Raw genomic sequence first — 26,976 nt, 5'->3', positions numbered from 1 at the left:
CTGCCTTTTCCACCACAGATTAGGCAACTGTTGCGCCAGAGGTGAACAACGGATTGTTCGCCTCGGCACGGTGCCGGTTTCGATCCCTAGATCTAGCCGGCGTTTGGGCCCTTTCAAGCCACGCGGCAAATGTATCACCACTACACGTCGCGGGGCACTGGCAACTTAGTAGGATTAATGCCATGAGCCGAGTAGCTTTAAGCTGTGTTGATCGAGCGCAAAAGGAAGTACTGACGCTCGAATTAGCCCTGTACCACGCCGCACGGGACTATCCCGGCGGTGCCGCAGCAATCGCCGCCACCACCGGCCGCAATGCCACCACGCTGCAACACAAGTTGTCTCCCACCCATCCCTCGCACACCGTCAACATCCAGGAGTTCGGCGAGATCCTCGAACTGACCAAGGACCGCCGCATTCTCGATGCGGTGCACGCCCTTGTCGGCGACACGATCTGGCAGGAACTGGCTGAGGCGTATACCAACGACATGCCTGAGACCCTGACCACAGGTATCGCCATGTTTTTCCGGCAGGTTGCCGATTTGTCCGAAACCTGGGCCAAGCACATTGGCGACGGCAAGGTCGATGACGGTGAGCTGGCCGAGATCCGCCAGTTAGTGTTTCGCGGTATCCAGGGTTTGCTGGGCATGTACAACCGCGCCCGCTACGTCAACCAGACGACTTGTGGGGTGGAACGTGGCTGATATCGCTGACTTCGCAAATGACCTGGTGCAAGAGCGCATTGATCAGGCGGTCGCTGCACGCCTGGCGCTGATGTCCAATACGGCTCAGCATTCGCTGATGTTTTGTGACGAATGCGATGGTCCCATCCCCGAGGCCCGTCGTTTGGCACAGCCCGGTTGCACGCTCTGCATTGAATGCAAGATCGCTGATGATCAGAGGGCTGCCCGTTATGCTCGATGATGTGATCAATCAGTTCGCGGACTATGGTCTTGAACCCGCTCAACCCTTGGTATTCGGCAAGCTCACCCGCTGCAAAACTACCCAGGATAAAGGCAAAGAAAAAAACGGCTGGTATGTCATCCACGAACACCGCACTGCAAAGAACGAGACGCTGATCTTCGGCAGCTTCGGTGACTGGCGTTCTGGCGATACTCAAAAGATCAAGGTCAAGCCCGGACGCATGAATCCTGAAGAGCGTGAGGTAATGCGCGCACGGCAGGAGGATGCCAAGCGTAAGGCCGCCGAGATCGCGGCCAACGCATCACGCCGAGCGGCCAACCGCGCTGCCGGTCTATTCAAGCGTATGCCCGAAAAGGGTAAGAGCACCTATCTGGATCGAAAGCAGATCGTAGGCTTCAAGGTTCGCTATGCGCCACGTACTGGCGCATTTTTGGTGCCCATGTGCAACGTGCGCGACCAGATCGTAGGCCTGCAGGTGATCTTCCCGGCCAAGCAAGAAGACACTGGTCGGGATAAGCAGTACTGGCCGCCCGGCATGTCAAAAGAAGGGGCTTTCCATCTGATCGGTCCCCACCCCGAGCCAGGCGAACCGGTGCTGGTGTGTGAGGGCTACGCCACGGGCGCAAGCCTGCATATGGCGACATCGCTCACTGTCGCCATAGCCTTCGACGCGGGCAACTTACTGCCAGTCTCGAAGGCCATGCGCGAGCGCTTCCCTGGCTGCCCGCTGATCATCTGTCGCGATGACGACTGGAAAACCAAGCGTCCCAACGGTGAGCCTTGGAACCCAGGCGAAGAGAAAGCCAGCAACGCCGCGCTGGTTGTCGGCGGCCAAGTCGTTGCCCCGGTGTTTTCCGGCGAGCGCGAGATCAAGTGGACCGACTTCAACGACCTGCACGTCGCCGAGGGGTTGGAGGCCGTCCGCCGCCAGGTGCTCGCGGTGGTCAAGCCTCCTGCAGCGGGTGGCTGGAAGGACCAACTAGCCCGCACCGAAAACGGTTCTTTGATTGCGCACATGCAAAACGTCGAGCTGATCCTGGGCAATGACGAACGTTGGGCCGGTGTCATCGGCTACAGCGTGTTCAGCTCCAAGATCGTCAAGCTGCGGTCTGCGCCCTTCGGCGGCGGTGCCGGCGACTGGGCAGACATCGACGACATGCGAGTGATGAAGTGGCTCGCGCAGCAATACAACCTGCGGGTCAAAGCGTCCCATGTGATCGAGGCCGTCAGTGTGGTTGCCCACGACCACGCCTTTCACCCGGTGCGTGAGTACTTGGAGAAGCTGGAATGGGATCGCGTGCCACGCATTGAAACCTGGCTGACTGACGTGCTGGGCGTTCAGGCCAGTGAGTACTCGGCAAAGGTCGGCAAACGCTGGCTAATCTCGGCCGTTGCGCGTGTGATGCGTCCGGGCTGCAAAGCCGACTCCGTGATGATCCTCGAAGGCGGGCAGGGTGCCGGTAAGTCCACGGCGATGGGCGTTCTCGGCGGCGAGTGGTTCATGGACACGCCGTTCGCCCTCGGCGACAAGGACAGCTTCCAGGCGATTCGCGGAAAGTGGATCGTCGAGCTGGGTGAACTGGACAGTTTCAACAAGGCTGAAAGCACCAAGGCCAAACAGTTCTTCTCTGCGTCCACCGACACCTACCGCGAGAGCTACGGCCGCAGAACGAATGACGTGCCACGCCAGTGTGTTTTCGTGGGCACCACCAACCAAGAGGAGTACCTCAAGGACGCCACGGGCAACCGCCGCTACTGGCCGGTGTTCTGCAACAAGGTCGATCTGGATCAACTGCGCGAGATCCGCGATCAGCTATGGGCTGAGGCGCTGTTTTGCTTTGAAGCGGGCGATATTTGGTGGGTGAATAAAGACGAATCCAAGATGTTCGCCGAGGCTCAAGACGAGCGCTTTGTGGTGGATGAATGGGAAGGGCCGATCCTGGCTTGGATGGAAGAGTCGCAGATCGGCGAAACCGCCACCGGCAACGAGATCCTGACCCAGGCGCTGAAGCTGGACTTCGGACATTGGGGCAAGCCCGAGCAGATGCGGGTCGGGGCGATCATGCACCGGCTGGGCTGGCGCAAGCGGCGTATGCCTGCTCTGCCAAAAAGCGGTGTGCGGCCATGGGCCTATGAAAAGCCTGCGGGTTGGGGCCGTGTGCCTGCGTTGCAGCAGGCGGTGATCGAGGAGCCTTGCTTTGATTAAGCGAATCGATGAGATGCTCAAACTGTGGGCGCAGGATCTGCATTCGCCTGTGCCAGACGGTGCTGGCGGGCCGAGTGGCGGTAACATGATCGCCATGCTGATGGAGTGCAAAGGTGAGTTGATACGCGGCACGCGGGGTAGTCGGGTGCTGCTGGATGAGTCGGCCGACATAGAGCTGATCGTCAGGAAACACCTGCCGCCTCGTCTTGCCCTGGTCGTATGGGAGCACTACTGCAACCACGAAAGCTTCCTCTCGCAGAAGCTGTTGCACTGCGCCTGCAGTTCGAGGACCTATTACATGCGGTTGCATGACGCTCATGTGTTCATCCAGGGGATGCTGATGGGGAAAGCTGCATGACCCTCTGCGTCACTCCGTGTGCCACTGTCCTACTGTCCCACCTTGCCCGACTCGCATTTAGCGCAGTTGGACAGGTGCAGGCCGCGCCGTTACTGGGCTGTCCTACTGTCCAACCTTCACCCACCCCACGCACACATGAGCATAGCAGGGACGTAGTCGCGCCCATGGCGCGCACGCGTGCTTTTAGCTTTCTCTCTATACACAAGAGAAAAGTAAAAAAGGTAGGACAGTAGGGCAGAGCCCCGAATTCAGGGGCCTGTAGCTGTCCTACTTCGATTCAGAATAGTGGGACAGGCAAGACAGGGCACCAGAAGCGATAGCCGATTGAGTGCGTTGTACCTGCGTTACACCTGCGTCATACCTGTATTGCACCCGTATTGCGCTATGGCATTAAAACCCGCTTGCTGCCAGTAAAATCCACCTGTAAAAAGTACCCATCTTCGATAGGTGCGACCGCAAACAGCGGGACACACCACCACACTGAACCCGGCCATTGCGCCGGGTTTTTGCGTTTATGGGGTAGGGCGATGACGAACGAGCAGCAAGCGCTTATTGATATGCCGATCTGGATGGTGATCGTGCTGTCCCTGGTCGGCGGCATATCCGGCGAGGCATGGCGAGCCGACAAAGCGGGGGTAAGCGGCTGGTCTTTGATTCGCCGCTTGCTCCTTCGGTCCGGGGCCTGCGTGGTCTGCGGGCTTTCCACCATGATGTTGCTGCACGCTTCGGGCATGTCGGTCCTGGCGGCAGGGAGCATCGGATGCCTCACCGCGATGGCCGGCGCCGATGTCGCCATCGGGCTGTATGAACGCTGGGCCGCCAAGCGGTTGGGCGTGTGCGATGTGCCGCCCTCGGGCAGCGGTCAGGCATGATGCGCTGGAGGCCACGGAATACGTGGACTGTAGCGGGGTGCGTCAAAATGGTGCGCCGAAAGCCGCCGGGGACCCTGGCGGCATTCGAGGGACACGGGGCATGAAACCCGCGGGAAAGCGTTAGTGGCAGGCCCGCCAGCTTACTGAAATTCAATCCATTGAAATTGAAAGGTTTCCATTGAAAAGCCGTTGAAAAGGAGGGCTTATGACGGATCCACTGTTCCTGTCTAAAAGCGCTTTCGCGGTTCGCATCGGCAGGACGCCGAGCTACATCACCTGGCTGAAAGACAACAACCGCCTGGTGCTGTCGCCGGATGGCAAGAAGGTCGACGTGCTGGCAACAGAAGCGCTGATCCTCGAAACCGCTGACCCCAGCAAGGCCGCTGTCGCAGCTCGACACCAACAAGACCGGCTCCAGCGTGACGTTTACAGCCAACTTTCCCCCATGGTCGAGCCGACTAACACGGCTGCGCCGCCGCAGCCTGCTGGCGCGAAGAGCGGGCAACCCGACTTCCAGAAGGCGCGCGCACACCGTGAGTACTACCTGGCCCAGCTGGCCGAAGCCGAGTTTCACAAGGTGCAGGGTTCGCTGGTGGATATGAAAGCGGTCACCACGGGGGCCTACAACGCCGGACGTTTGTTGCGCGATCAATTGCTCAGCATGCCCCCGCAATTGGCCCCAGAACTGGCGGCGATGACCGACCCTTGGGAAATTGAGCAGCACCTTACCAAGGCGCTGCGGCTGTCCCTCGAAGAGGCCGAGCGCATGTCTTCGGCTGACCTTGAACGCGATCTGATCACTACGAGTTAACCCATGCAGACGGAAAAACCTGACGGCGCTGAGGTGTACCGTGAGGCGTATTTCCGTGGGCTGCGTCCAGACCCCAGCCTCTGGGTGGACCAGTGGGCCGACGAGTACATGCGCATCCCGCGAGATACAGGCGCCGCCGAGCCAGGGAAATATCGCACCGTGCGAACGCCCTACGCGCGGGAGCCAATGCGTTGCCTGTCACCGGCTCACCCGTGCAAGCGTGTGGTCACCATGGTTGCCTCGCAGCTGATGAAAACGCAGATCGCCTTGAACTGGATCGGCGCGTTGATCCACATGGTGCCGTCGAACATCCTCACGCTGCTGCCAAGCCTGGGTCTGGCAAAGCGCGTGTCGTCGCGGATCGGCAAGACTATCAAGGCCACCCCGGTGTTGCGTGAACGTGTGGCGGCGAGCCGTTCGCGGGACTCGCGCAACACCATGGACACCAAGGAGTTTGAAGGCGGCTCGCTGTACGTCACCACCGCCGGCTCTGCGGCCAACTTGGCCGAGCTGTCGGCGCGCTACGTGTATGGCGATGAGATCGACCGCTGGGAAGTCGACGTAGGCGAAGAGGGCGACCCCATCGAGCTGGCAGAAACGCGGGGCAGTACCTTTGGCCGTAATGCCAAGTTCTACTTCTCCAGTTCGCCGACCATCAAGGGCGCCTCGCGCATTGACGATCTGTTCGAGGGCAGCGACCAGCGTTACTACTACGTGCCGTGCCCGACCTGCGGGCACATGCAAACCCTGGAGTGGGAGCGGTTGCATTACTCCCAGGACTTCAGCGTTGTGCATTACGAGTGCGCCGGGCCTGACTGCGACGTGCTGATCGAAGAGCACCACAAGGGCGACATGCTTGCCCGTGGTGAGTGGCGCGCCCATGCCAAGGGCGATGGCGAGACCGTCGGCTTCCACCTCAACGCGCTGTACTCACCGTTGGGATGGACGGGCTGGAAGTCGCTGGCTAAACAGTTCGAGAAGGCAAAGAAGGCCCAGGCCAAGGGCGACCTTGAGCCCATGCAGGTGTTCTACAACACCCGTCTGGCTAAGGTGTGGGACAGCGCGCAAGAGCAGACCAAGGCATCAGTGCTGATCGAGCGGGCGCGTAAAGAAGAGTTCTCGCTGGGTGCGATGCCCGCCGCCGTTATGATGATCACGGGCGCCGTCGACGTTCAGGCCGACCGTCTGGAGTTCATGGCGATGGGCTGGGGTGTAGGCATGGAACGCTGGGTCATCGATCACCGTGTGATTGCGGGCGACCCCTCGGACGAACGCACCTGGGCGGTGCTGGATGAACTGCTGAAAGAGCGGTATCGGCATCCGTGCGGTGTCGGCCTGGGCATTCTCGCGGTTGCGGTCGACTCCGGTGGTCACCACACCGACGAGGTCTACCAGTTCTGCCGCGTGCGGCGCTGGCGCAACATCTTCGCCATCAAGGGCGCGAGCAAGCCCGGTAAGCCGGTAATCGCTCAGCGGCCGTCCATGGTCGATGTGACCTGGAAGGGCCAGACCGAACGCGGCGGCGCCGAGCTGTGGTTTGTCGGTACCGACACTGCAAAGGACTGGATCTACAACCGCTATCCGTTCGAATCCGGGCCCGGCGCCCTGCACTTTGCCAACGACCTGCCGGACGAGTTCTTTGCCCAGTGCGTGGCCGAGCGCAAGGTCGCCAAGTACGTGCGGGGTCACAAGCGCATTGAATGGATCAAGGGCAAGGCCGAGCGCAACGAAGCCCTCGACCTGATGGTGTATTGCCTGGCGATGGCGCATTACCTCGGCATCAACCGGTATCAGGAACACGACTGGGACCGGGTACGGAACTCGCTGGCACAGGCCGGTTTGTTCGATGAAAAAGTGGTCGCTGCTGAGCGTGTCACGGTTGCCGCACAGGCTCCCGCGACACCGCAAGTGGCGCCGCAACCCGTTGCCCCGGTCGCCCAACCGCGACCCGCTGCACCCCCACAACGCCGCAGCTCCACCAGCGGTTATCTGAAGAGACGCTGATATGTCGTTTACTCCGAAGCACCTCGAAGCCATCGAGCGCGCCATCGCACGCGGTGAAAAGACCGTGCGCTACAGCGACCGCACGGTGGAATACCGTTCCATCGACGAACTGCTTAAGGCCCGCGACGAGATCCGCACGTCGCTGACCAACGCCGCCGGGCCGCGCTCTCGCGTGGTTCGGCTCATGCATGGAGGCAAAGGACTCTAATGGCACGACACTATCCGACGCTGACCCGTAATGGATTCTTGCTGCCGTCGAACATCAAGGCCAGTTACGAAGGCGCGGGTGAGGGCCGACGCTCGGCCAGTTGGGAAGCCACCGACAACGGCATCAACAGCATCAACACCCCGGCTCTGCGTAACCTACGGGCGCGCTCGCGGGCGGCGGTGCGCAATGACCCGTACGCCTTCAATGTCATCGACAAGCGCGTCAGCAACCTGATCGGTACCGGCATCACCCCCAGGCCGACCACGGATGACGCGGAACTGCGAAAACTCCAGCAGCAATTGTGGGACGACTGGGTTGATGAAGCGGACGCTGATGAGCTGACCGACTTCTACGGCATGCAGGCCCTGGTAGCGCGCACGGTTGAAACGGCCGGTGAGTGCTTTGTGCGGTTGCGGCCGCGCAGCCTTAGTGAGGGGTTGGCGGTGCCGCTACAACTGCAGGCGCTGGCCCCTGAGTTTGTCCCACATGACAAATTCGAGACGGCCAAAAACGGCAACGTCATCCGCGCCGGAATCGAGTTCAATCCGGCCGGCAAGCGTGTGGCGTACTGGATGTACTTGTCGCACCCACGCGATTCGTCGTCGTTAAACGTCGGTTACAACCAGCTGGTGCGCGTACCGGCGACACAGGTGCTGCACATCTTCGAACCGATGGAGCCTGGGCAACTGCGCGGCGTGCCCCGTCTGGCGCCGGTACTGAAACGCCTGCGCAGCCTGGACAACTACGATGACGCGGTGTTGTTCCGCCAGGAGGTGGCGAACCTGTTTGCCGGTTTCATCAAACGACCGGCACCGGAAATGGGGCAGCAACCACGCGACCCTGTCACGGGGCAACCTCTGACCACCGACCGTGACGGCTTCACACCGATGGTGGCCCTGGAGCCCGGCACCATGCAGGAGCTGGGGCCAGGTGAAGAGGTGGAGTTCTCCAAACCACCGGACGCCGGCAACAACTACCCGGACTTCATGCGGCAGCAGCTGATGGCTGCGGCGGCGGGTTCGGGGACGCCGTACGAGATCCTTACCGGAGACATGCGCGAGGTCAACGACCGGGCGCTGCGGGTGGTGCTCAACGAGTTCCGGCGGCGCCTGGAACAACTGCAATTCGGCGTCTACGTGCATCAGCTGTGTCGTCCGGTGCGCGCTGCTTGGATGGACATGGCGGTGCTGTCCGGTGCACTGGTGCTGGAGGACTACGCCCAACGTCGGCGCGAATACCTGCGCACACGCTGGGTGCCACAAGGCTGGGCCTACATTCAGCCGGTGCAGGACGTCCAGGCGCGGCGGATGGAAGTGCAGGCGGGCTTCGGTTCGCGCAGCGAGATGTGTCTGCGCAACGGCTACGACGCGGAAACCATCGACGCGGAAAACGCGGCCGACCTCGCCAGGTCCACGGAACTGGGCCTCAACTACACCACGCTTGATGCCATCGAGCCGATTGATGACAAGGAACAACCATGAGAAAAAAAGCAATCCCGCGCATTTATGACAAGGCTGGCAAACAAGTAAAAGTCGCGGATAAAAGTTGGTACACCTTCCAGGCCAGCGGCGAAGCCGAGCAACAGACCATTGAGGTATTTGTATACGGCGAGATCGGCACCTGGGGGGTCAGCGCTAATCAGTTTGTTCAGGACCTGCGGGCCATGGATGACGGTATTTCCCCGGTCGTTGTGGCGTTCAACAGCATCGGCGGCGACCTGTTCGACGGCCTGGCAATTCACAACGCACTGTCGCGCTTGGGCGAACGCTGTACTGGGCGCATTGATGCGCTGGCGGCCAGCGCAGCCAGTGTCGCCGTGTGTGGCGCTCACCGGGTGGTAATCGCGGCCAATGCCATGCTGATGATCCACAACCCCTACACCTTTACCGGCGGTGATGCCGAGGACTTCCGGCGTGTCGCCGACGTTCTGGACCAGACGCTGGAAGCCATTATTGCAGCCTACAAGTCCAAAGCGCCGGACATTGATGAGGCCGAGCTACGGCGCATGGTCAACGCGGAAACCTGGCTCACGGCCAACGAAGCAGTGGCTCTGGGCTTGGCCGATGAAGTGGGCGACGGGCTGAAGGTGAAAGCCTGTCTCGGTCAGGGCAGCGTGTTGCAGCGCTTCCAGAATGCCCCGGCTGAATTGCTGGCCCAGTTGGACGAAGAGCCCGAAGTCGAACCGGCTGATCCCGTAAACCTTCCGGATCCGGTACCCGTATTAGACGCTGCCGGATTGGCGTTGATGGTTACCAAGGGGTGTGCGGCGGCAGGCATCAGCAACCTGGTGGACCCGATACTCGCTTCGACGAAGCTGGAAAGCGAAGCGGTAGTCACTGCGGCGCTGACCAAGGCGAAAGCGCTGCACGGCTTGTGCGTGGCAGCACGATTGCCGGAACTGACCGGCGAATTTCTGGCTGCCGGTCTGGATGAAGCAGCTGTCAGGGCGCGCCTGTTCGACAAGCTGGTCAGCAGCGGCGGCGGTTTTGAAATCAACAACAGTTTGCCGCTCGACAATGATCCGGCACCCACTATCAAGGCCAAACAGGTCGACAGTCATTCAATCTGGGCAAGCCGGCAGGCGGCACAGAACGGAACCTCGAAAGGAGTAAGAGCATGAAAATCGAATCGATGCACGCAGGCGAGTTCCTGCTGTCTGAAGGCCCCGGCACTATTTCACGCGAAGCAATCAACGTCGCCGCCGGGCCGGCGTTGGAGCCGGGCCAGATCCTTGGGCTGGTGACTGCTACGGGCGAATTTGCACCCTATCAGCCCACAGCTGAGGACGGCTCGGAAAACGCTATCGCGATCCTCTACGGCCCGCTGGGGCAGTCTGATGTGGTTCGTCGCGGCCGCGCCATCGTGCGTCAGGCCGAAGTTAGTGAAGTTCATTTGACCGGCCTCGACCCCGCAGCCGAACAGGCCCTGGCCGCCCATTTCGTGATCGTCCGTTAAGACGCTCACCTCATTTATCCATCCCGCCGAGTGCGGGATTTTTCGTTTCTGGAGAGTACCCCATGGCCGATATCGCCATTTTTGAAGACGATGCATTCAGCGTCTCCTCGCTGACCGCTGCAATCAATGAGCAGGAATACCTGCCGGGCCGCATCAGCAGCCTTGGCCTGTTCCGCGAAGAAGGCATCAGCACGCTGACAGTGCAGATCGAGAAAGACGGCGACACCCTGGCCCTGGTGCCATCGGGTGAACGCGGTACTTCTGGACTGGTGGTCGGCGCGACTAAGCGTCAGTTGATTCCGTTCAACACTGTGCACCTGCCGGAACGCTTCACCATCAAGGCCGATGAGATCCAAGGCATTCGCGCCTTCGGTACCCGCAGCGAACTGCAGGCCGTGCAGGATGTAGTCAACAATCGCCTGGCGAAGGCCCGGCGACAGCTGGATGCCACCCACGAATTTCAGCGCATGGGTGCGTTGAACGGGCAGGTGCTGGACGCCGATGGCAAGACAGTCCTGTTGGATATTTATAAGTCTTTTGGCGTGAATCGCCAGAAGCTGCCGATGGGCTTGAACAGTCCAGATACCGAGCTGCGGGTTAAATGCGGCGAAGCGCTGGATATGCAAGAGGAAGCCCTCGGTAGCGTCACCAGCAGCGGCTCCCGCGCTTTGTGCGGCAAGAACTTCTGGAACAAGCTGATCGTCCACAAGTCGGTCAAGGAGACCTACCTCAACACCATGCAGGCCGCGTCTCTGCGTGGTGATGCCCGTGAAGCCTTCGAGTTCGGCGGGATCGTCTGGGAGCGTTATCGCGGTAAGGTTGCCGGTGTTGCGTTCGTCCACGACGACAAGGCGCTTCTGGTTCCCGAGGGCGTCCCTGACCTGTACATCTCGTCCTTCGCACCGGCCGACTACATGGAAACGGTCAACACACAGGGCATTCCGTACTACAGCAAAATCGAGCCGCTGCCTTTCAACAAGGGTGTCGCCGGCGAAGCCCAGTCCAACCCGCTGCACCTGTGCACGCGGCCTCGCGCGCAGATCCTGCTGGAGATGTGATCGTGGCCTTCCGCGATCTGATCGACGACATCGACGACGTGGTCTTCGAAACACTGGGCGATAGCGCACGGATCGAGGGCCGCGAAGAACCGGTGCTTGGTATGTTTGCCGCGCCCTGGTTGCAGCCGAAGCTCGGCAAGCTCAACACCGGCTTGCGTGAGCCTCGGTTTGAGATCCGCGTCAGCGATTCGGAAGGCTTGAAACGCGGGCTACTGGTTAGCGTCGACTTGCCCGCCCTGGACGGCGGCGGCGATTACGACCTGCTGCAGCTGGAGCCGAGCGGCGACGGGCTGGTCGCCTTGATCCTGAGGTTACGCCCATGAGCATCGGTAGCTACGTCAAACCCTCGGCCGGCGGCGGGATGATCTCTATCCAGTCGTCAGCTGCAGATCTCCAGGTGTTTCAGGACTTCACCAAGTTGGTGCCCAAAGCAGCTGCTGCGGCCCACCGACGCGCGATCAACAAGACGTTGGGCTGGTTGCGCACGCACATTGCCCGTGCAGTCAGCAGGCAGGAGCGCATTGCTGTCGCGGCAGTGCGTCAGCGGTTGCGCAGCTATCCGGTGTCAGGCGGGGCATCAAGCGGCAAGCTGTGGTTCGGCTTGAATGCCATCGAGTCCAGCCGGATTGGCCGGGCGCGGCAAACTAGCAGCGGGGTGTCGGTTGCGGGGCGGCGCTATCAAGGCGCGTTTCTCAAGAAGGTCTACGGCAACAAGCCAGACATTTGGATTCGCACTGCGAGCAAGCACTTCAATGCTGATGACTATCCAGACAGCACGGTGTCACCTGGTCGCGGTGCAAGTTCTGGATGGGTCGCGGAGCATGGCAATCGTTTCCCATTAGCCAAGGCCAAGGTCTCTCTGGAGCAGGCCCGTCCGCATTTTGAGACCTGGGTGCAAAAGGCGGATGAACGCTTGCTGGAGCTCCTGAAGCAAGAACTCAACTTCGAACTACAGAAATACTTGAAGAGGATCGGGTAATGGCTGACGAACCTTTTAGCCTGGACCAGCTTTACCGGGCGGTCGAGCAACACTTGGTGAGCCATCTGCCAGGGGTTCAGACGGTACGTGCCTGGCCGGACATTCAGGATCGCATCGCTTTACCGGCGGTCTTTCTGGAGCTGGCGGAGATCGAGCCCGGTATCGATATCGGCACGGGTGAAACCACATTGGTGTGTAAGTTCGAGGCACGTATCGTCGTTGACCCGATCTATCCTCTGCATCAGCAACAGGCGGTGCAGCTGGCTACCCAACTTGCGGTCCTCCTCCGGGCTCAGACCTGGGGGTTGGAAGTCGAGCCGGCAGAGTTCGTTCAGGCACTACAGGACTGGACCCAGCCAGTATTGGATGGTTACACCGTTTGGCTGGTGGAATGGACGCAGCAGGTGTATCTCGGCCCTGAAGAGTGGCCTTGGCCCGATCAGCCGCCCGGCATGCTGTTGTTTGGCTTCAACAACGACGTCAAAGAAGAATTTGTCCCAGCGGAGGACGTGTGAGCGGCTATGTTGCTGCCCAACACGACCGCATGCTCGCCGGGGTGGTCAAGGATTGCTTTGTGGTGGCGGTCGATCTGGCTGCCTCCCCGCCGATGTGTCGGGTTTCGGACGGCGAATGGACTAGCGCCTGGGTGCGTTGGCACAGCATCGCCGCCGGCAAGGCCAGGCATTGGAGGGCTCCGTCTCTGGGCGAGCAGGGGACATTGGTCAGTGCCAGCGGTGACGTGTCACAAGGCACGTTCATTCCGGGATTGTATGGCAACGCGGGTCCTCCACCGGATAACCGGGATCATGTTGAAGTGTGGCGGTTTGATGATGGCGGCTCGCTGATTTACGACTGGCAGGCCAAGAGCTACAGCATCACCCTGCCGAGCGGTACGGTGACCATCAAAGTCGCCAGTACAGAGGTGGTCGTGACGGACAGCGCCGTGAACGTGACCACCGGCAACATCAATCTGAAAGCAGCGGTGATGATTGACGGGGCGTTACACGTCACGAAAGGCATCACCAGTGCCGGTGCGATCATCGACGCCGGTGGCAACAGCAATCACCACACGCATTAATTTCAACCCACAAACAGCCCGCCCAGCGCGGGCTTTTTCATATCTGGAGTTTGCCTTATGAGTAAGTCTAGAACTGATGGCGATTCTGCCGAGGCCATTGTGGTTCCGGGGTTGAAGCCGGCACCGCTGGGTTTTCCCGTTACTGCTGACGCGGTTGAGTCCATCGGAGCAGCGCGTGTTTTTCGCGACAAGGTTTTCACCTCGCGGACATTGATCCTACCCGGCGGCGGGACGCTTCCTGTTGTTGCTGGTCGAGTTACGGCATGTGGTGATGATCAATTTGCGTTCTTGAAAGCGCATCCAGATCTGGAGCAGTTGAAGGAGTAATCACAATGATCGGAATGGATCGCCATACCGGCCAACCCATTTCCGGCATCGCACACTTGCGGCAATCGGTTCCAGACATATTGGGCACGCCGTTGGGAAGCCGGCGGCATCGGATGGCTTACGGCAGCAAGCTACGGCGATTTGTTGACTTGCCCGTCACCGAAGGCTGGAAAAGCGCCGTGCAGGCGGAAGTCGCCCGCGCACTGGGTCGCTGGGAGCCGCGTTTGAAGCTGGATCAAGTGCGCGTCATTTCCGTTATCGGCGGGCAAATTAACCTAAAGATCGTCGGGCAGTATCTGGGCGACAGCGTCACGCTGGAGGTGGTCGTATGAGTATCGTGGACCTGTCGTCGTTGCCGGCGCCGACCGTGTTGGAGCCGCTGGACTTCGAAGAGGTTTTTCAGGAGGGGCTGGGGGTCTTTCGCGGATACATGGGGGGCAACTGGACTGCTGCGCTGGAGAGCGATCCGGTGCTTAAGGTCCTGGAGGTTGGCGCTTACATCAAGGTCGGCAACCGCGCCCGAGTCAATGACGCCGGCAAAGCGGTATTGCTGGCGCACGCCATACGCGGTGACCTTGATCACCTGGGGGCCAACGTCAACCTCAAACGCCTGGTCATTCAAGCTGAGGATCTGCTGGCCTTTCCGCCGGTTCCAGAGGTCAAAGAAGACGACGATGCGTTCCGGGAGCGCATCCAGCTGGCCTATGAGGGACTGACAACGGCCGGCCCGCGTAACAGCTACATCCTGCATGCACGTAACGCCTCGGGGCTGGTGGCGGATGCCACGGCCGAAAGCCCTGCGCCTTGTTACGTGACGGTAACGGTGCTGGGATTGGACGGGGAGGGGGAGGCTTCACCTGAGCTGCTCGCCACGGTGGCAACTGCGCTGAATGACGACGATGTGCGGCCGGTGGGGGACAGGGTGACGGTTCAGAGCGCCCAGGTGATCCGCTACCAAATCAAGGCGATCCTGCACATGACCAGCGCGGGCCCAGAAGCTGATGCCAGTTTAGCCGAGGCGAAAAGTCGATTGGCGGCGTGGATTAATCCGCGCAAACGGCTTGGCGTTGAAGTGGCACGTTCCGGTGTAGACGCTCAGTTACACGTTGCCGGCGTTTCTCGGGTTGAGCTGGTCGGCTGGCAGGACTTGGCCCCGACCAAAGCTCAGGCGGCGTACTGTACGGGCTACACCGTAACGCTGGCGGCTTGACATGAAAAGTCTCTTGCCGATCAACAGCACGCAACTTGAGCGGGCCATGGAGGCTACGTTTTTTGAGAAAACGATTGTCCCGCTTCGCGCCCTCTACAACGCTGATACCTGCCCGGTGCATTTGCTGCCGCACCTGGCATGGGCATGGTCGGTGGATCGCTGGGATTACAGATGGACCGAGGCGACCAAACGCGCCGCCATCAAGGCCTCTTATTACATACATGCCCACAAGGGCACCATCGGCGCGTTACGCCGTGTGGTAGAGCCTCTGGGCTACCTGATCGAGATTATCGAGTGGTTCAACATGAAGCCCGTAGGGACCCCAGGCACCTTTGCGTTAAAGGTCGGGGTGTTGGACACCGGTATCACTGAGGAAATGTATCAGGAGCTGGAGCGGTTAATTGATGACGCCAAACCCGTCAGCCGTCACCTGACTGGTCTTGCGATTAGCCTGGAATCCACCGGGGCTATAAACATTTTCGCAAGCATATCTGACGGAGAAGTTATTGATATTTATCCGCCGGTACTCAGTGATATCGAGGTGACAGGTTTTATCGGAAGCGGGATTCGAGAGTGTTCCATAGATGAAATAGAAGTTTATCCTCCTGCGCCTGAACCTATCTCGGTTGACTGCTATGTCGGGGTGCCTGGTCGCGAACATTCCATAGACCATTTGGACGTATACACATGATTGATGCTAATTCGAAGTTTTTCGCGTTACTGACGGCGGTTGGCGAGGCAAAGCAAGTTAAGTCAGATGCAGGGCTGCTAACTTGGAAGCTGACCCATATGGCTGTAGGGGACGCAAACGGTACTGACCCTATCCCTGATCGCTCACAGAAAACACTGATTAATGAGCGCCGCCGGGCTCCATTGAATAGCCTGGAGCCTCATCCGACTAACCCTGGGATCCTAGTAGCCGAGCAGATTATTCCGGCGGATGAAGGGGGATTCTGGATTCGCGAATTGGGGCTTTTCGATTCTGACGGAGATTTGGTTGCCGTAGCCAATTGCGCGCCAAGTTACAAGTCGCTGCTAGCCCAAGGGTCTGGTAAAACACAAGTTATACGGATGAACTTTGTTGTTTCAAGTTCTACTAACGTTGTGTTGTTGATAGACCCGGCTGTTGTAAACGCTACTCGAAAGTATGTTGACGACTCGGTAGCGAATGCCGTCAACCGCCTTGATTTTAAACATTCGGCATTAGTCGCAACCACGGGCCCTGTGGTCCTTGCGGGCGTTCAAGCTATCGACGGATTCGCGGTGCCAGCGGGTTCGCGGGTGCTGGTTAAAGATCAAGTTCAGGCGAAGGACAACGGGCTGTACCTGGTCAGCGCTGATTCGTGGGTGCGCACGGTTGATGCCGATACCAGCGATAAAGTAACGCCTGGTTTGCTTGTCACGGTCGAGCGGGGTACAGCCAACGCTGACACTGTCTGGCAACTGATCACCGATGGTCCGATAGTACTTGGGACTACACCTCTTGCCTTTCAATGGTCTGCGGGGCAAAACGTCCCAACGCCGCCCGTTGATGACAGGTCTAAACGTAGCGCCAATACCGAGTCGGTACGAGCTCAGATCGAAAGCCCCAAGCAGGCATTTCCTGTGCACGTCTTCCGAAAAAACCGGCTGATCAATGGCGCCTTCCAGATTTGGCAGCGAGGCAAGTCCGGCGTCGTCGGAAAAGCCAATGGTGACCCAGAAAGCACGTTCGGCCCGGACCGCTGGATGATTTACAGCCCAAAGAACGCCACCTGCAATTGGAGCCAACTGCCGCTCGAGCAGGACGCCAATATCAACGAAGCAAAGTTTGCCCTGAGACTCTCGCGGCAAGGTGAAGGCAATGGCTGGAATCTCAGTCAGCGCATCGAGAACGTCGAAACATTGGCCGGCGGGAAGGTCACCGTCTCGTTTTATATGAAAACCAGCGTTCCACATACGTGTGCGGTGATTCTTCGCCAGAACTTCGGGGTCAACTCAACCGAGCCGAACGTCGATGTCGGCACATCGGTGGAGTTGACGACGGTATACAAAAAATACGTCGTTACCCTCGACCTGGGGGGTGTTGTGAACAAGAACAAGGGCGTCGCGAACGACTTCCTGGAAGTTATCTTGGCCAGCGGGGGAGCCGGTGCCTACTACACGGACGTTACCAACGTCCAGATCGAGTCCGGCAGCGTGGCGACGCCATACGATTACAGGACGCACCAGGAGGAATACCGCGCATGCTTGCGCTACTTCGAAAAGTCTTTCCTGCAGGATCACCCGTTGAAATCCAACAACGGTCCGGGGACCTGTATTGCCACCTTCACGCAATCCGCAGCAGCACAGGCCTCGCAGTCAGCCCTGCGTATGGACTTCCGGGAAGTAAAGCGCGTTGTTCCTACGCTGAAGCTGTTTTCACCTGGTGAAAGCTCGTCGGAGATCTGGGCACAGTCGGCCGTAAAACCCTGCACTCTGACGAATATCCAAAGCTTGTGGTCGACAGGCTTTGCGCTTTCATGCCTTCCGCCGGCTGGGTCCATTCCTGGCTACACACTGCAAATTGAGTGGACCGCCGAAGCGGAACTCTGAGGTGATGACTATGGATACAACTGAGTACAGATTCACCCCCGCCGGCGTCCGGCGGATGAGTGACCGCGTGTTCATCCCGGAAGATATGGGCAACAAAGACTGGGTAACTTACTTGGAGTGGGTCGCCGATGGCGGCCAAACCTTGCCAGAGAAGACCGTTGAAGAAACGGCGAATGAAGAGCGGCGCTGGCGAGACCTGGAACTTCAAGGTGTCGCATGGCTGCGTGAGCGTCACCGTGATGAGGTTGAGTTAGGCAGTGCGACTTCATTGACCTCGGATGAGTATGGTGAGCTGCTGGCGTATATGCAGCTGCTGCGCGACTGGCCTCAATCAACAAAATTTCCAGTTCAGAAATACCGACCCAAGAAGCCTAGCTGGATCGCGCTACAAACCCAATAACGCCCCGCACTGTCGGGGCGTTTTGTATTCCGCGACACGCAACAAAAACACCCACCCGGCCTCGCTTATGCGGGGCTTTTTCGTTTCTGGAGCATTCGCTTTATGAGTTTCTTTCACGGCGTTACTACGACTGATATCAAGACAGGCGCGCGCACTATTTCCTTGCCGTCGTCCTCCATCATCGGACTTTGCGACACCTTCACCCCAGGCGTCCTCGGCGGCGGTACCGCCAAGGCCGGCGAGCTCAAGTTGATCACCACCGAGCGCGAGGCTATCGCTGCCTTCGGTGCCGACTCGGCGATCACAAAGGCTTGTAAAGCAATCTACACGAAGGCCAAGGCGGTGATCGTTGCCATTGGCGTGCCGAAGATGGAAGACGCGGCGCTGCAAACCTCGGCGATCATTGGCGGCGTTCTGGCCTCGGGTCAGCGTACCGGCCTACAAGCCTTGCTCGATGGCAAAAGCCTGTACAACGCGCAGCCGCGACTGTTGATTGCGCCGGGTCACACGGCCACTCAGGCGGTCGCTACCGCGCTTGATAGCCTGGCGCAGAAGCTGCGGGCAATCGGCATTCTTGATGGCCCTGGCACCACGGATGAGGCGGCGATGCTTTATGCCGATAACTTTGGCAGTCGCAACCTGTTCATGGTCGATCCGGGCGTTCAGTACTGGGACACCGAATCCAGTAAGACAGTTGATGCGCCGGCCTCGGCCTGGGCGGCGGGCTTGTTCGCCTGGACCGATGCTGAATACGGCTTCTGGGCTTCGCCGTCTAACAAAGAGTTCACCGGCATCACTGGTACGACCCGAGCTGTCGAGTATCTGGACGGCGACGAGACGTGCCGGGCCAACCTGCTGAACAACGCCAATATCGCGACGATCATTCGCGACGACGGCTATCGCTTGTGGGGCAACCGTACGCTGTCGAGCGATCCGAAGTGGGCATTCGTCACGCGCGTTCGCACGCTTTTCATCCTTATGGATGCCGTGCAGGCCGGCCACAAATGGGCTGTGGACCGCTCAATCACCAAGACGTACGTCAAGGACGTCACTGATGGCCTTGATGCTTTCATGCGCGATCTCAAGGCCCAGGGCGCGATTATCAATTTTGAGGTGTTCCCGGACACCGAGCTGAACACTGCCAGCCAGATCGCCCAGGGCAAAGTTTATTGGCGCATTCGCTTCACCGACGTGCCGCCGGCAGAAAACCCGAATTTCCTTTTCGAAGTCACCGATCAGTGGATGACCGAAGTTCTTGAAGCAGCCTAAGGGGCCTAGTCAATGATTCCTCAAACCTTGTTTAACACGAACCTGTTTGTCGACGGTGTGAACTTCGCTGGCGACGTGCCGAGCCTTACGCTGCCCAAGCTGACCACCAAGACTGACGAGTATCGTGCTGGCGGCATGGCCGGTGCGATTGAGATGGACCAAGGCCTGGAAAAAATGGAGGCGTCCTTTGTTACCAAGGGCGTGCGCCGTGAGTCGTTGAAGTACTTCGGTCTGGCCGATGGCACCGCTTTCAATGCGACGTTCCGGGGTGCCTTCAAAGGGCAGAAGGGGGCTGTCACGGCCGTTGTCGCTACCCTGCGCGGTCGTCTCAAAGAGCTCGACCTCGGCGACTGGAAAGCCGGTGACCCTGCTGAGATCAAGCACGCCGTGGCAGTCGCTTATTACAAGCTCGAAATCGACGGACGCCTTATGTACGAAATCGACATGGTCGCTGGTGTTCAGGTGATCGATGGCAAAGACCAACTCCTTGAAGTGCGCACCGCACTTGGCCTCTAAGGGAATAGATCCAAATGAATAAAGCAACGTCTAAAGCAGTACCGGCTTGGCTATCACTCACTGCGCTTGCAGCCGTCGTAACGCTCACGCGACCTAGCAATGCCAACGGCGTGCTGGTCGAAACATTGACCTTGCGGGCTCCGGTAGTACGGGAAGTACGAGCAGCCGACCGCGCCTCTAACGGCGACGATGAACAGCGTGAGCTGATGTTGTTTGCGGGTTTGGCAGAGGTGGGTGTTAAGGATCTTGAAGGCCTGAAGCTGGCGGACTACCGCCGTGTTCAAGCCGCTTATTCGCACCTGGTGCCTGATACCGACTATTCGGAATCGATGCCGTCGTGGCTGTCGGTCAACACTGATCGGGCCCAGGTCACCCTTACCTGCCCGAGCGTAATCAATGGGGTATCGGTTGATACCTTGGCCCTGCGCTCCCCGACAGTGGGCGATGTGCGTGCGGCTAATCGTGACGCGGGCGGGGACGACGAACAGCGGGAGCTGATTTTGTTTGCCTCGCTTGCCGGTGCGCCTGTCGCGGATCTGGAGGGCCTGAAGCTGGTGGATTTTAACCGCCTGCAGGCCGGCTATTTTCGTCTGGACCAAGACGACGGGGTTTAACCCTCACGTCATAAAAATGGCCGCGAAACGTCTTGCGGCGGAAACAGGATTTTCCGCTGCTGAGATTTTGTCGATGCCTTTTGCAGAAATGGTGTGGTGGCTCACGGACTGAGCCGCCTTCGATAAGGCTATCCAAATGAGGGCCGCGACATGGCAAACAAAATTGCCCTCGGGCTGGTGATCGGCGGCGCCGTCAGTTCGACAGTCGGTGCTGCGTTTAAAGATGTAACGGGGCGCATCAAGCGTCTTGAGGCGGAAGGCAACAAGGCGCGTGTCCTGCAGCGCACTATCGGTGACACCATTCGCCTGCGCGACGAGTGGAAGAAAGCCCACGACAGCGGATCAGAGGGCGCGACCAAGCTGTTGGGCCGGTTGAATTCCAACCTCGATAGTTTGAAAAAACAGGGAATCGAGGTCGGCCGACTGGAGAAAGCCTATCGCTCTATGGGGCAGACAGCCATCAAGGCGGAGCTCAAAGCAAAAGGGCATCAGCAGATCGATGCTGGAAAGACTGGCATGAAAAGCGCGGTTGGAGCCGCTGTCGTCGGTGTCGGCATGCTGGCTGTTCCGACCAAGGTCAGTGCGGATTTTGGGGCCATTGTTCGTGATATCGCGATCAAAGCCGGCATTGCCAACAAACCGCAAGAGCAGGAGATGTCTCGAAAGATCATTGATACGTCGCGCGACACGGGCATGGCCCGGAACGATGTAGCCGATGTGGTTAACCAATTGGTTGGCGCCGGCATGGACTTGAGCAAGGCCTTGGAATATGCGCCAGTCGCGGCCAAGTTCGTCGTGGGGCAAGGGTCGAGCGGTGTTGATACAGCAAAGATGATCAACGCGCTGGGGCAGAATGCCAAGATCACAGATCCTAGGCAGATGCAGCAGGCCTTGGAAGCGATTGCCTACCAAGGGCAGGCCGGGAGCTTTGAAGCGGCCGACATGGCTAAGTGGTTTCCTGAGCTGCTGGCGAACATGGGCAGCCTCGGCATTACCGGCATGGATGCGGTTACACAGTTGGGTGCCATGCTGCAAGTGCAGATGAAATCTGCCGGCGGCGCCGATGAGGCGGCAAACAATCTCAAGAACTGGATGGGCAAAATCGGCTCCGGCGACACCGTCAAGGCGTATGCAAAGGCTGGTATTGACTACAAGGGGTCGATGCAGACCGGTTTGCAAAACGGTATGTCCACCCTTGAAACCAGTATGTCGCTGGCGCAGAAGTACATTCAGGCCACGGATCCGAAGCGCGCGGCGGCGATGGCTGAGGCGACGGCGAAGATCAGCAAGGAGTCGGACCCGGAGAAAGCCAAGGCCATGATGGCCTCGCTGGAAGAGTCACTGCGCACCGGTGACCTGTTCGCTGACATGCAGGTAAAGGCTGCGCTTTCTGCCTATATGCAGAACAAGGCACTGTACAGCCAGCTTAAAAACGATTCGCGCGATGCAACGGGCATTCTCGACAAGAACCTCAGCGAGCGACGTGAGGCGTCGTCGCAGAAGTGGGCCGAAATGGCCCAGTCAATGGATGACGCCATGCGCAGCGCTGGAGACGCCCTGCGCCCGGTCACAGACACCGTGGCGGAAGGACTGACCAAAGTCACCAGGGGTATTACCTCGCTGTCTGACAGCGCACCAGGTGTGGTGACGGGCATCGCGGCGGTCGGTGGAGGGCTTGTCGCGCTCAAGGGGCTGCTCAGTTCGTTCAAAATCGCTAAAGGTTTGCTCAACGTCGCGCGGGGATCGTTGGGTGGCCAATCCGGCGAAGTGCAAAAGGTATTTGTGACCAACTCCAAGGATGGCGCTGGGGCCGTCGGAAAGGGCGGCGAAGCTAAAGGCAAGACCGGCAAGGCCCTGTCGTTAGTTGAGACTGGGCTCAAGGCAGTAGCCGCTCTCAAGGGTGAATCGACTGATGGGGAGGGAAAGGATGAGAACAAGACCGGCAAGTTAGACATTGTCGCGACTGGCCTCAAAGTCGTTTCGCTAGCTAAAGAAGCGGTATCTGACGATGACGGCGCGAGAGGTGAAGATGCTGCGCCGATTGGCGACGGCGTCCAAAAGGTCTTCGTCGTTAACTTGAGTGCAATGGGGGGGCCTGCTGGGGGGCCAGGTGAAGGCCGCCGGCGTGGTCGCGGTTCAAGACGTAATATCCCGCGACGTCGGCCGACCTCGCTGCGTGCTCGGGTGCCGGCGCCGCGTCCGCCTGTACCACGGCCAGCCACACCGGCTCCGCGGCCGCCGGTGCCACGGCCTGCAGCACCGGTACCGCGTCCGCCGCTGCCACGGCCTGCCGCACCGGTCCCGCGTTCGCCGGTACCACTGCCTGCCGCACCGGTCCCGCGTCAGCCGTTGCCACGGCCTGCAGCACCGGTTCCGCGTCCGCCGCTGCCACGGCCTGCAGCACTGGTTCCGCGTCCGCCGCTGCTACGGCCTGCAACACTGGCTCCACGTTCACCGGTACCACTGCCTGCAGCATCGGTCCCGCGTCCGCTTATCCCGCCAGTTTCTATCCCGAGCGGGGCGATAGCGAAACTGGGCGGGGTTGTGCAAGCGGTCGGTAAGATCGGAAAAGCCGCAAAGGCAATACCTGGTGGCTCGCTCATCGAGGCCGGCGCCATGGCCTTTGACACCTATGAGAATGCTAAGACCAAGGACGAAAAGGCCGAGGGTTATGGCGCTGCCGCTGGCAATCTTGCGGGCACTATGGCCGGTGCAGCTGCAGGGGCAGCTATTGGCTCGGTGGTGCCTATCATCGGCACCGCTATTGGTGGGCTGGTAGGCGCTTACTTAGGCAGCATGGGTGGTTCGGCGCTGGGCGGTGCTGCAAGTAAGTCGTGGTTCGGAGGGGAGGACGAAAAGCCCGCGCCGCCGGTAACGCCTTTATTGATGGCGCCTCGACCGGGCCCAGCCATTCCAAGCTTGGCCGCCATGGGCAAGTCATTCAACCGGGCGGACGGTTCGGGTGCATTGCTGATGGCGACTGCACCGCAAGCGCCAGTCCTGGGTGATGTCGCGCGCTCTCTAGCCGTGTCAGCGCCGACCAAGCCAGCGGCTGTAGCGATCCTGCCCAAAGAGCCGGAAAAGCCTGTCCCGGCCAAAGTGGATCAGCAGTTTCAGTATTCGCTGAGTATGCCGGTCACGGTGCAAGGGGATGTGAAAGACCCGCAACGCTTGGCGCAAGACCTCATGCCGCACATGCGGTTAATGATGGCTGATGCGGCGAAGCAAAACGCCGCGAAGCTGTACGACGAACCGCACCTGTAAGGAGGGCCTATGGCTTATATGGAACAGATGCAGTCGGGCTTCAAGTACCTGGTTGAAGCCGGGGAGGCTGGTAGACGTAGTGCTGAGGGCATGCTTGGGCCCGTCAACGGTGCAATAAGGGAGATAACGGGTGCAGCGGCCGAGCTGGAAAATATCCCGTTCGTGGGGCCTGCTGTCGGTGCCAAGCTCCAGCGGGTGATGCGCGGCGTGGATGCGGCACAGGCCAAGGCCGGCCAGGTGCTGGCAGTGTACAGTCGTGCGACACGGGGCGCCGCCGAAGTGCAGGAGCGAATGGGGGCGCTGAAGGAGCAGGCGGGAAAAGCTGCGACGGCGATCAACAAGGTCGCCGGAAAGGTCAATCCGTCGTTGGCAAACATCGTGCCCACCAGCGCATTTGCCGTGGATGCCACACCGGCGCCGGAAGCGGTGAAGCCATTTCCGCACCTGCTGATCATTCAGCCCAGGGATCCTAAAATTCAGCCGTACTACTTCAACTTGGATACAGCGGCCTTCGACGAATTGACTCGCTCGACTGAATTCCGCTGGGCTTCACAGGAGCGACTATCCCGGCGCCCGGCGCAGCAGGCCGTGGGCATTGGCGATGAAAAGCTCACACTAAAGGGTACGATTTATCCAGGTTTCAAAGGGGGGCTCAAGCAGCTTGACACATTGCGCACCATCGGCGGCCGGCTACAGCCGCTGACGCTGACCACCGGCTATGGAGAGGTGATCGGCACCTGGTGCCTGAAGACCATCAACGAGGAACAGGGCGCGCTGCTGCACGGCGGTATTCCGCGTAAACAAGTATTCACTCTGGAGTTCACGCGCTATGGCGATGACATGCAGAACGTCTGACGGGGACATGCTCGATGTCATTTGCAATAACGTGTATGGGCACTTGAACGGCAGCGTCGAGGCCGTGCTGGATGCCAATCAGGGCCTGGCAGACGAGCCCCAGCCTTTCCGCGCTGGTGTGGTGATCGTGCTACCGGATTTGCCAGTCCCGACTGAGGAAGGGATTAGCTTGTGGGACTGACTCCGTGCGGCCCGTTGCGTTAAGCGTAAGAAAACTCTGTATTCAGCCCGCCCTGTGCGGGTTTTTCTTTGGAAAAAAACCATGACCCCCACTTTTCGTATCGTTGCCGACGGTGCCGATATTACATCCAAGATCAATGATCGATTGTTGTTGCTTAGGACTTCTGACAAGCCGGGTATGGAGTCCGACGAGTTTGAATTGCGTATCGATGACCGTGACGGCCAGGTGCAGTTGCCCCGGCGCGGTAGCTCAATCGAGATTCACCTGGGCTATGCCGAAACGTCTTTGATGCGCTTAGGGCTTTACGCGGTCGACACGGTCGAAGTTTCCGGCCCGCCGGACACGATTGTGATCAAGGGTAAAGCCAGCGATATGCGCGGCAGTGGTAAGACTATCCGCAGCGGAAGCTGGGAGGATGCGCCGTTGTCGAAGATCGTGGCCGACATCGCGGCTCGAAATGGCTGGCAGGCAGGCTGTCCGGTGGCGACCAAGGTCGCTCGTGTGGATCAGCTCAACGAGTCCGACTTTAATTTCATCACGCGTCTGGCTAAGCAATACGACTGCACGGCCAAGGTCGCGGATGGCAAGCTGTTGGTGATGCCGCGCCAGGGAGGGCAGACAGCCAGCGGCAAAACGTTCGGTGCGATCACGTTGACCCGCAGCGATCTCAGTCGCTGGCAGTTCAGCTTAGGGGATCGCAATTCGCACAAGGCCGTTGCGACTAAGCATCAGAACAAAAAGGACGGCAAATTGGCGGTGGTCACCATCGACAACGATGATGCGCCGGACGGCTTGCCGGCGGTGCACACGGATCGGCACATCTATCCGAACAAGACCGCTGCTGAGTCAGCAGCCAAAGCACGGTTAGCGGCATTCAATCGCTCGACCGCCGACGTGCGTTTCGAGATGCCAGGCCGGACTGACATTTTTGCCGAGCGCCTGATCAACGCCCAGGGCTTCAAGGTCGGGCTGGATGGCGAATACCTGGCGGATTCGGTGGAGCAGGTGTTTACCCAATCTGGCTGGTCGACCACGGTCGAGTGCAATGCCGGCAAGCAAGGCAAATCCAAGGGTAAGAAAAAGAAAGAAACGAAGCCGCTCAAGGTCGTGAGCGTCGAGAAGCTGTAATGCAAGCCACCGCCGCCTAAGTGCGGTATTTTTTTGTCCGGAGTTTTTATGACCATCACTGAACAACAGCTACAAAGCATCATGCCAAACGCCCGCCGCCAAGCGGGCGTTTTTGTATCTGCCCTGAACGCGGCAATGGCGCATCGGCAGATCAATACACCGAAACGCCAGGCTGCTTTCCTGGCGCAGCTTGGTCACGAGTCCGGTCAACTGCAGTACGTCCGCGAACTGGGCGGGGATCAATACCTGAGTAAATACGATACCGGCACTCTGGCTGCCAAGCTTGGTAATACCCCAGCTGCAGATGGTGATGGTCAACGCTATCGTGGCCGAGGGTTGATCCAGGTAACCGGGCACGATAACTACCTGCGCTGCAGTCTGGCACTGTTCGGCGATGAGCGATTGTTGCGCACCCCCGAGCTGCTCGAGCAGCCGCAATGGGCGGCAGAGTCGGCGGCGTGGTTCTGGTCTGTAAACGGGCTGAATGCGCTCGCGGATCAGGACCAGTTCAACACCATCACTCGCCGGATCAACGGCGGCCTTAATGGCCTGGAGGATCGGCTGCAGTTGTGGGCCAGGGCGAGGGCGGTGTTATGCGTCTCTTCGATCTGATCCCCGCGCAGTTCCGTATCGCCGCTATCAGCTTGCTGTTAGTGGTGGTGGTCGCAGGATCTGCAGCATTGGCCTGGACTGCTCAGGACTGGCGTTATGGCAGCGTGCTGGAGCGGCAAGCCCGCCTGCAGGCGGACACCCTCAACGAAATATCCCAAGCGTCTGCTGCTCTGCAGCGTACCGAGCAGGACAAGCGCCGTGCCCTGGAGCTCCGCCTGCAGAACAAAGACGAAACCCACTACAAGGAATTGACCGATGAGCAAATCAAGCAGGCTCGTCTGCGTGATCGCCTGGCTACTGCTGATCTGCGGCTGTCAGTCGTACTCGCCGCCACCGAAACCACCGGCAGCTGTTCAGTGCCAACCACCACCGCCACCGGCCGCGTGGTTCATGGCCCCACAAGAGCCCAACTTGACCCAGCGCATGCTCAACGAATTATCGGAATCACCGATGCCGGCGACCGAGGATTGATCGCCCTGCGGGCCTGTCAGGCTTACGCAAAAGAAGTTTCTACACCGAAATAAAAGGAGCGACCGGGCAGGATGCGTCAACATCCAACCCGGCCACCTTTCCCGC

31 protein-coding genes and 1 pseudogene are annotated in these 26,976 nt (G+C 59.5%); all 32 read left to right on the top strand.

What is annotated here, in order from left to right:
• Positions 1-182: 182 nt before the first annotated feature.
• On the top strand, positions 183-701 hold the full coding sequence (locus C4J85_RS14905; protein WP_164487864.1) for a phage regulatory CII family protein: 519 nt from the start codon (positions 183-185) through the stop codon (positions 699-701).
• Entirely contained in the window at positions 694-921 is a 228-nt protein-coding gene (locus C4J85_RS14900) for a TraR/DksA family transcriptional regulator (RefSeq protein ID WP_124410051.1), read from the top strand. The genes C4J85_RS14905 and C4J85_RS14900 overlap by 8 nt, the downstream gene beginning before the upstream one ends.
• Positions 911-3,127 carry a VapE domain-containing protein gene (locus C4J85_RS14895; protein ID WP_124410050.1) on the top strand — a complete coding sequence of 739 codons (2,217 nt, stop codon included), beginning with the start codon at positions 911-913 and terminating at the stop codon, positions 3,125-3,127. Before C4J85_RS14900 ends, C4J85_RS14895 begins: the two co-directional genes overlap by 11 nt.
• On the top strand, positions 3,120-3,485 hold the full coding sequence (locus C4J85_RS14890) for a hypothetical protein (protein ID WP_034127791.1): 366 nt from the start codon (positions 3,120-3,122) through the stop codon (positions 3,483-3,485). Before C4J85_RS14895 ends, C4J85_RS14890 begins: the two co-directional genes overlap by 8 nt.
• 527 nt (positions 3,486-4,012) lie before the next feature.
• Complete coding sequence (locus C4J85_RS14885; protein WP_043046669.1) at positions 4,013-4,357, top strand: phage holin family protein; 345 nt, start codon at positions 4,013-4,015, stop codon at positions 4,355-4,357.
• 205 nt (positions 4,358-4,562) lie between these two features.
• The gene (locus C4J85_RS14880; RefSeq protein WP_124410049.1) at positions 4,563-5,168 is read left to right on the top strand and encodes a terminase small subunit; all 606 of its coding nucleotides are present in this window, start codon (positions 4,563-4,565) and stop codon (positions 5,166-5,168) included.
• A 3-nt stretch (positions 5,169-5,171) separates the two neighbouring features.
• Complete coding sequence (locus tag C4J85_RS14875; RefSeq protein ID WP_124410048.1) at positions 5,172-7,172, top strand: phage terminase large subunit family protein; 2,001 nt, start codon at positions 5,172-5,174, stop codon at positions 7,170-7,172.
• Position 7,173: 1 nt separating this feature from the next.
• A complete protein-coding gene (locus tag C4J85_RS14870) occupies positions 7,174-7,380 on the top strand; it encodes a phage head-tail joining protein (protein WP_056783432.1) in 207 nt (68 codons plus the stop codon).
• Complete coding sequence (locus C4J85_RS14865; RefSeq protein WP_124410047.1) at positions 7,380-8,861, top strand: phage portal protein; 1,482 nt, start codon at positions 7,380-7,382, stop codon at positions 8,859-8,861. The genes C4J85_RS14870 and C4J85_RS14865 overlap by 1 nt, the downstream gene beginning before the upstream one ends.
• Positions 8,858-10,000: a head maturation protease, ClpP-related gene (locus C4J85_RS14860; RefSeq protein ID WP_124410046.1), complete on the top strand. Its 1,143-nt coding sequence runs from the start codon at positions 8,858-8,860 to the stop codon at positions 9,998-10,000. Before C4J85_RS14865 ends, C4J85_RS14860 begins: the two co-directional genes overlap by 4 nt.
• A complete protein-coding gene (locus C4J85_RS14855; protein ID WP_124410045.1) occupies positions 9,997-10,335 on the top strand; it encodes a head decoration protein in 339 nt (112 codons plus the stop codon). The genes C4J85_RS14860 and C4J85_RS14855 overlap by 4 nt, the downstream gene beginning before the upstream one ends.
• A 62-nt stretch (positions 10,336-10,397) precedes the next feature.
• A complete protein-coding gene (locus tag C4J85_RS14850; protein WP_124410044.1) occupies positions 10,398-11,393 on the top strand; it encodes a major capsid protein in 996 nt (331 codons plus the stop codon).
• A 2-nt stretch (positions 11,394-11,395) separates the two neighbouring features.
• Positions 11,396-11,716: a hypothetical protein gene (locus C4J85_RS14845; protein ID WP_124410043.1), complete on the top strand. Its 321-nt coding sequence runs from the start codon at positions 11,396-11,398 to the stop codon at positions 11,714-11,716.
• A complete protein-coding gene (locus C4J85_RS14840; protein ID WP_124410042.1) occupies positions 11,713-12,372 on the top strand; it encodes a hypothetical protein in 660 nt (219 codons plus the stop codon). Before C4J85_RS14845 ends, C4J85_RS14840 begins: the two co-directional genes overlap by 4 nt.
• Positions 12,372-12,887, top strand: coding sequence for a hypothetical protein (locus C4J85_RS14835; protein ID WP_124410041.1), 516 nt, complete (start codon positions 12,372-12,374; stop codon positions 12,885-12,887). Before C4J85_RS14840 ends, C4J85_RS14835 begins: the two co-directional genes overlap by 1 nt.
• A gap of 29 nt (positions 12,888-12,916) precedes the next feature.
• Entirely contained in the window at positions 12,917-13,450 is a 534-nt protein-coding gene (locus C4J85_RS14830; protein ID WP_056783628.1) for a phage baseplate assembly protein V, read from the top strand.
• Between the two features lie 57 nt (positions 13,451-13,507).
• The gene (locus C4J85_RS14825) at positions 13,508-13,777 is read left to right on the top strand and encodes a hypothetical protein (RefSeq protein ID WP_124410040.1); all 270 of its coding nucleotides are present in this window, start codon (positions 13,508-13,510) and stop codon (positions 13,775-13,777) included.
• 5 nt (positions 13,778-13,782) lie between these two features.
• Entirely contained in the window at positions 13,783-14,109 is a 327-nt protein-coding gene (locus C4J85_RS14820; RefSeq protein ID WP_124410039.1) for a GPW/gp25 family protein, read from the top strand.
• A complete protein-coding gene (locus tag C4J85_RS14815) occupies positions 14,106-14,987 on the top strand; it encodes a baseplate J/gp47 family protein (protein ID WP_046071194.1) in 882 nt (293 codons plus the stop codon). The genes C4J85_RS14820 and C4J85_RS14815 overlap by 4 nt, the downstream gene beginning before the upstream one ends.
• Before the next feature lies 1 nt (position 14,988).
• Entirely contained in the window at positions 14,989-15,678 is a 690-nt protein-coding gene (locus C4J85_RS14810) for a phage tail protein I (protein WP_124410038.1), read from the top strand.
• Complete coding sequence (locus C4J85_RS14805; RefSeq protein WP_124410037.1) at positions 15,675-17,561, top strand: phage tail protein; 1,887 nt, start codon at positions 15,675-15,677, stop codon at positions 17,559-17,561. Before C4J85_RS14810 ends, C4J85_RS14805 begins: the two co-directional genes overlap by 4 nt.
• Positions 17,562-17,616: 55 nt before the next feature.
• The gene (locus C4J85_RS14800; protein WP_256657780.1) at positions 17,617-17,961 is read left to right on the top strand and encodes a phage tail assembly chaperone; all 345 of its coding nucleotides are present in this window, start codon (positions 17,617-17,619) and stop codon (positions 17,959-17,961) included.
• Positions 17,962-18,063: 102 nt separating this feature from the next.
• Positions 18,064-19,230: a phage tail sheath family protein gene (locus tag C4J85_RS14795; RefSeq protein WP_124410036.1), complete on the top strand. Its 1,167-nt coding sequence runs from the start codon at positions 18,064-18,066 to the stop codon at positions 19,228-19,230.
• Between the two features lie 12 nt (positions 19,231-19,242).
• Positions 19,243-19,746 (top strand): phage major tail tube protein, encoded by a 504-nt coding sequence (locus C4J85_RS14790; protein WP_056783396.1) that lies wholly within the window; start codon positions 19,243-19,245, stop codon positions 19,744-19,746.
• 14 nt (positions 19,747-19,760) lie between these two features.
• Positions 19,761-20,036 (top strand): annotated as a pseudogene (locus tag C4J85_RS28040) (phage tail assembly protein); the annotation flags it as partial.
• Positions 20,037-20,075: 39 nt separating this feature from the next.
• The gene (locus tag C4J85_RS28035) at positions 20,076-20,360 is read left to right on the top strand and encodes a phage tail assembly protein (RefSeq protein ID WP_059397108.1); all 285 of its coding nucleotides are present in this window, start codon (positions 20,076-20,078) and stop codon (positions 20,358-20,360) included.
• A 150-nt stretch (positions 20,361-20,510) separates the two neighbouring features.
• Positions 20,511-23,624: a phage tail tape measure protein gene (locus C4J85_RS14780; RefSeq protein WP_124410034.1), complete on the top strand. Its 3,114-nt coding sequence runs from the start codon at positions 20,511-20,513 to the stop codon at positions 23,622-23,624.
• Positions 23,625-23,633: 9 nt separating this feature from the next.
• Positions 23,634-24,479 carry a phage tail protein gene (locus tag C4J85_RS14775; protein ID WP_124410033.1) on the top strand — a complete coding sequence of 282 codons (846 nt, stop codon included), beginning with the start codon at positions 23,634-23,636 and terminating at the stop codon, positions 24,477-24,479.
• On the top strand, positions 24,454-24,660 hold the full coding sequence (locus C4J85_RS14770; RefSeq protein WP_124410032.1) for a tail protein X: 207 nt from the start codon (positions 24,454-24,456) through the stop codon (positions 24,658-24,660). The genes C4J85_RS14775 and C4J85_RS14770 overlap by 26 nt, the downstream gene beginning before the upstream one ends.
• A gap of 81 nt (positions 24,661-24,741) precedes the next feature.
• Positions 24,742-25,788 (top strand): phage late control D family protein, encoded by a 1,047-nt coding sequence (locus C4J85_RS14765; RefSeq protein ID WP_056783387.1) that lies wholly within the window; start codon positions 24,742-24,744, stop codon positions 25,786-25,788.
• A gap of 48 nt (positions 25,789-25,836) precedes the next feature.
• The gene (locus tag C4J85_RS14760; protein WP_124410031.1) at positions 25,837-26,400 is read left to right on the top strand and encodes a glycoside hydrolase family 19 protein; all 564 of its coding nucleotides are present in this window, start codon (positions 25,837-25,839) and stop codon (positions 26,398-26,400) included.
• Complete coding sequence (locus C4J85_RS14755) at positions 26,382-26,924, top strand: lysis system i-spanin subunit Rz (protein ID WP_124410030.1); 543 nt, start codon at positions 26,382-26,384, stop codon at positions 26,922-26,924. Before C4J85_RS14760 ends, C4J85_RS14755 begins: the two co-directional genes overlap by 19 nt.
• Positions 26,925-26,976 lie beyond the last annotated feature (52 nt).

Source organism: Pseudomonas sp. R4-34-07 (assembly GCF_003852375.1).
GTDB lineage: Bacteria > Pseudomonadota > Gammaproteobacteria > Pseudomonadales > Pseudomonadaceae > Aquipseudomonas.
The sequence above is the reverse complement of the archived record's forward strand: the minus strand, read 5'-3'. Positions and strand labels throughout refer to the sequence as shown.

Coding starts and splice junctions, on each gene's coding strand:
- C4J85_RS14905 (WP_164487864.1), top strand. CDS start 183: ATGAGCCGAGTAGCTTTAAGCTGTGTTGATCGAGCGCAAAAGGAAGTA.
- C4J85_RS14895 (WP_124410050.1), top strand. CDS start 911: ATGCTCGATGATGTGATCAATCAGTTCGCGGACTATGGTCTTGAACCC.
- C4J85_RS14885 (WP_043046669.1), top strand. CDS start 4,013: ATGACGAACGAGCAGCAAGCGCTTATTGATATGCCGATCTGGATGGTG.
- C4J85_RS14880 (WP_124410049.1), top strand. CDS start 4,563: ATGACGGATCCACTGTTCCTGTCTAAAAGCGCTTTCGCGGTTCGCATC.
- C4J85_RS14875 (WP_124410048.1), top strand. CDS start 5,172: ATGCAGACGGAAAAACCTGACGGCGCTGAGGTGTACCGTGAGGCGTAT.
- C4J85_RS14870 (WP_056783432.1), top strand. CDS start 7,174: ATGTCGTTTACTCCGAAGCACCTCGAAGCCATCGAGCGCGCCATCGCA.
- C4J85_RS14865 (WP_124410047.1), top strand. CDS start 7,380: ATGGCACGACACTATCCGACGCTGACCCGTAATGGATTCTTGCTGCCG.
- C4J85_RS14860 (WP_124410046.1), top strand. CDS start 8,858: ATGAGAAAAAAAGCAATCCCGCGCATTTATGACAAGGCTGGCAAACAA.
- C4J85_RS14855 (WP_124410045.1), top strand. CDS start 9,997: ATGAAAATCGAATCGATGCACGCAGGCGAGTTCCTGCTGTCTGAAGGC.
- C4J85_RS14850 (WP_124410044.1), top strand. CDS start 10,398: ATGGCCGATATCGCCATTTTTGAAGACGATGCATTCAGCGTCTCCTCG.
- C4J85_RS14840 (WP_124410042.1), top strand. CDS start 11,713: ATGAGCATCGGTAGCTACGTCAAACCCTCGGCCGGCGGCGGGATGATC.
- C4J85_RS14835 (WP_124410041.1), top strand. CDS start 12,372: ATGGCTGACGAACCTTTTAGCCTGGACCAGCTTTACCGGGCGGTCGAG.
- C4J85_RS14830 (WP_056783628.1), top strand. CDS start 12,917: ATGCTCGCCGGGGTGGTCAAGGATTGCTTTGTGGTGGCGGTCGATCTG.
- C4J85_RS14825 (WP_124410040.1), top strand. CDS start 13,508: ATGAGTAAGTCTAGAACTGATGGCGATTCTGCCGAGGCCATTGTGGTT.
- C4J85_RS14820 (WP_124410039.1), top strand. CDS start 13,783: ATGATCGGAATGGATCGCCATACCGGCCAACCCATTTCCGGCATCGCA.
- C4J85_RS14815 (WP_046071194.1), top strand. CDS start 14,106: ATGAGTATCGTGGACCTGTCGTCGTTGCCGGCGCCGACCGTGTTGGAG.
- C4J85_RS14810 (WP_124410038.1), top strand. CDS start 14,989: ATGAAAAGTCTCTTGCCGATCAACAGCACGCAACTTGAGCGGGCCATG.
- C4J85_RS14805 (WP_124410037.1), top strand. CDS start 15,675: ATGATTGATGCTAATTCGAAGTTTTTCGCGTTACTGACGGCGGTTGGC.
- C4J85_RS14800 (WP_256657780.1), top strand. CDS start 17,617: ATGAGTGACCGCGTGTTCATCCCGGAAGATATGGGCAACAAAGACTGG.
- C4J85_RS14795 (WP_124410036.1), top strand. CDS start 18,064: ATGAGTTTCTTTCACGGCGTTACTACGACTGATATCAAGACAGGCGCG.
- C4J85_RS14790 (WP_056783396.1), top strand. CDS start 19,243: ATGATTCCTCAAACCTTGTTTAACACGAACCTGTTTGTCGACGGTGTG.
- C4J85_RS28035 (WP_059397108.1), top strand. CDS start 20,076: ATGCCGTCGTGGCTGTCGGTCAACACTGATCGGGCCCAGGTCACCCTT.
- C4J85_RS14780 (WP_124410034.1), top strand. CDS start 20,511: ATGGCAAACAAAATTGCCCTCGGGCTGGTGATCGGCGGCGCCGTCAGT.
- C4J85_RS14775 (WP_124410033.1), top strand. CDS start 23,634: ATGGCTTATATGGAACAGATGCAGTCGGGCTTCAAGTACCTGGTTGAA.
- C4J85_RS14770 (WP_124410032.1), top strand. CDS start 24,454: ATGGCGATGACATGCAGAACGTCTGACGGGGACATGCTCGATGTCATT.
- C4J85_RS14765 (WP_056783387.1), top strand. CDS start 24,742: ATGACCCCCACTTTTCGTATCGTTGCCGACGGTGCCGATATTACATCC.
- C4J85_RS14760 (WP_124410031.1), top strand. CDS start 25,837: ATGACCATCACTGAACAACAGCTACAAAGCATCATGCCAAACGCCCGC.
- C4J85_RS14755 (WP_124410030.1), top strand. CDS start 26,382: ATGCGTCTCTTCGATCTGATCCCCGCGCAGTTCCGTATCGCCGCTATC.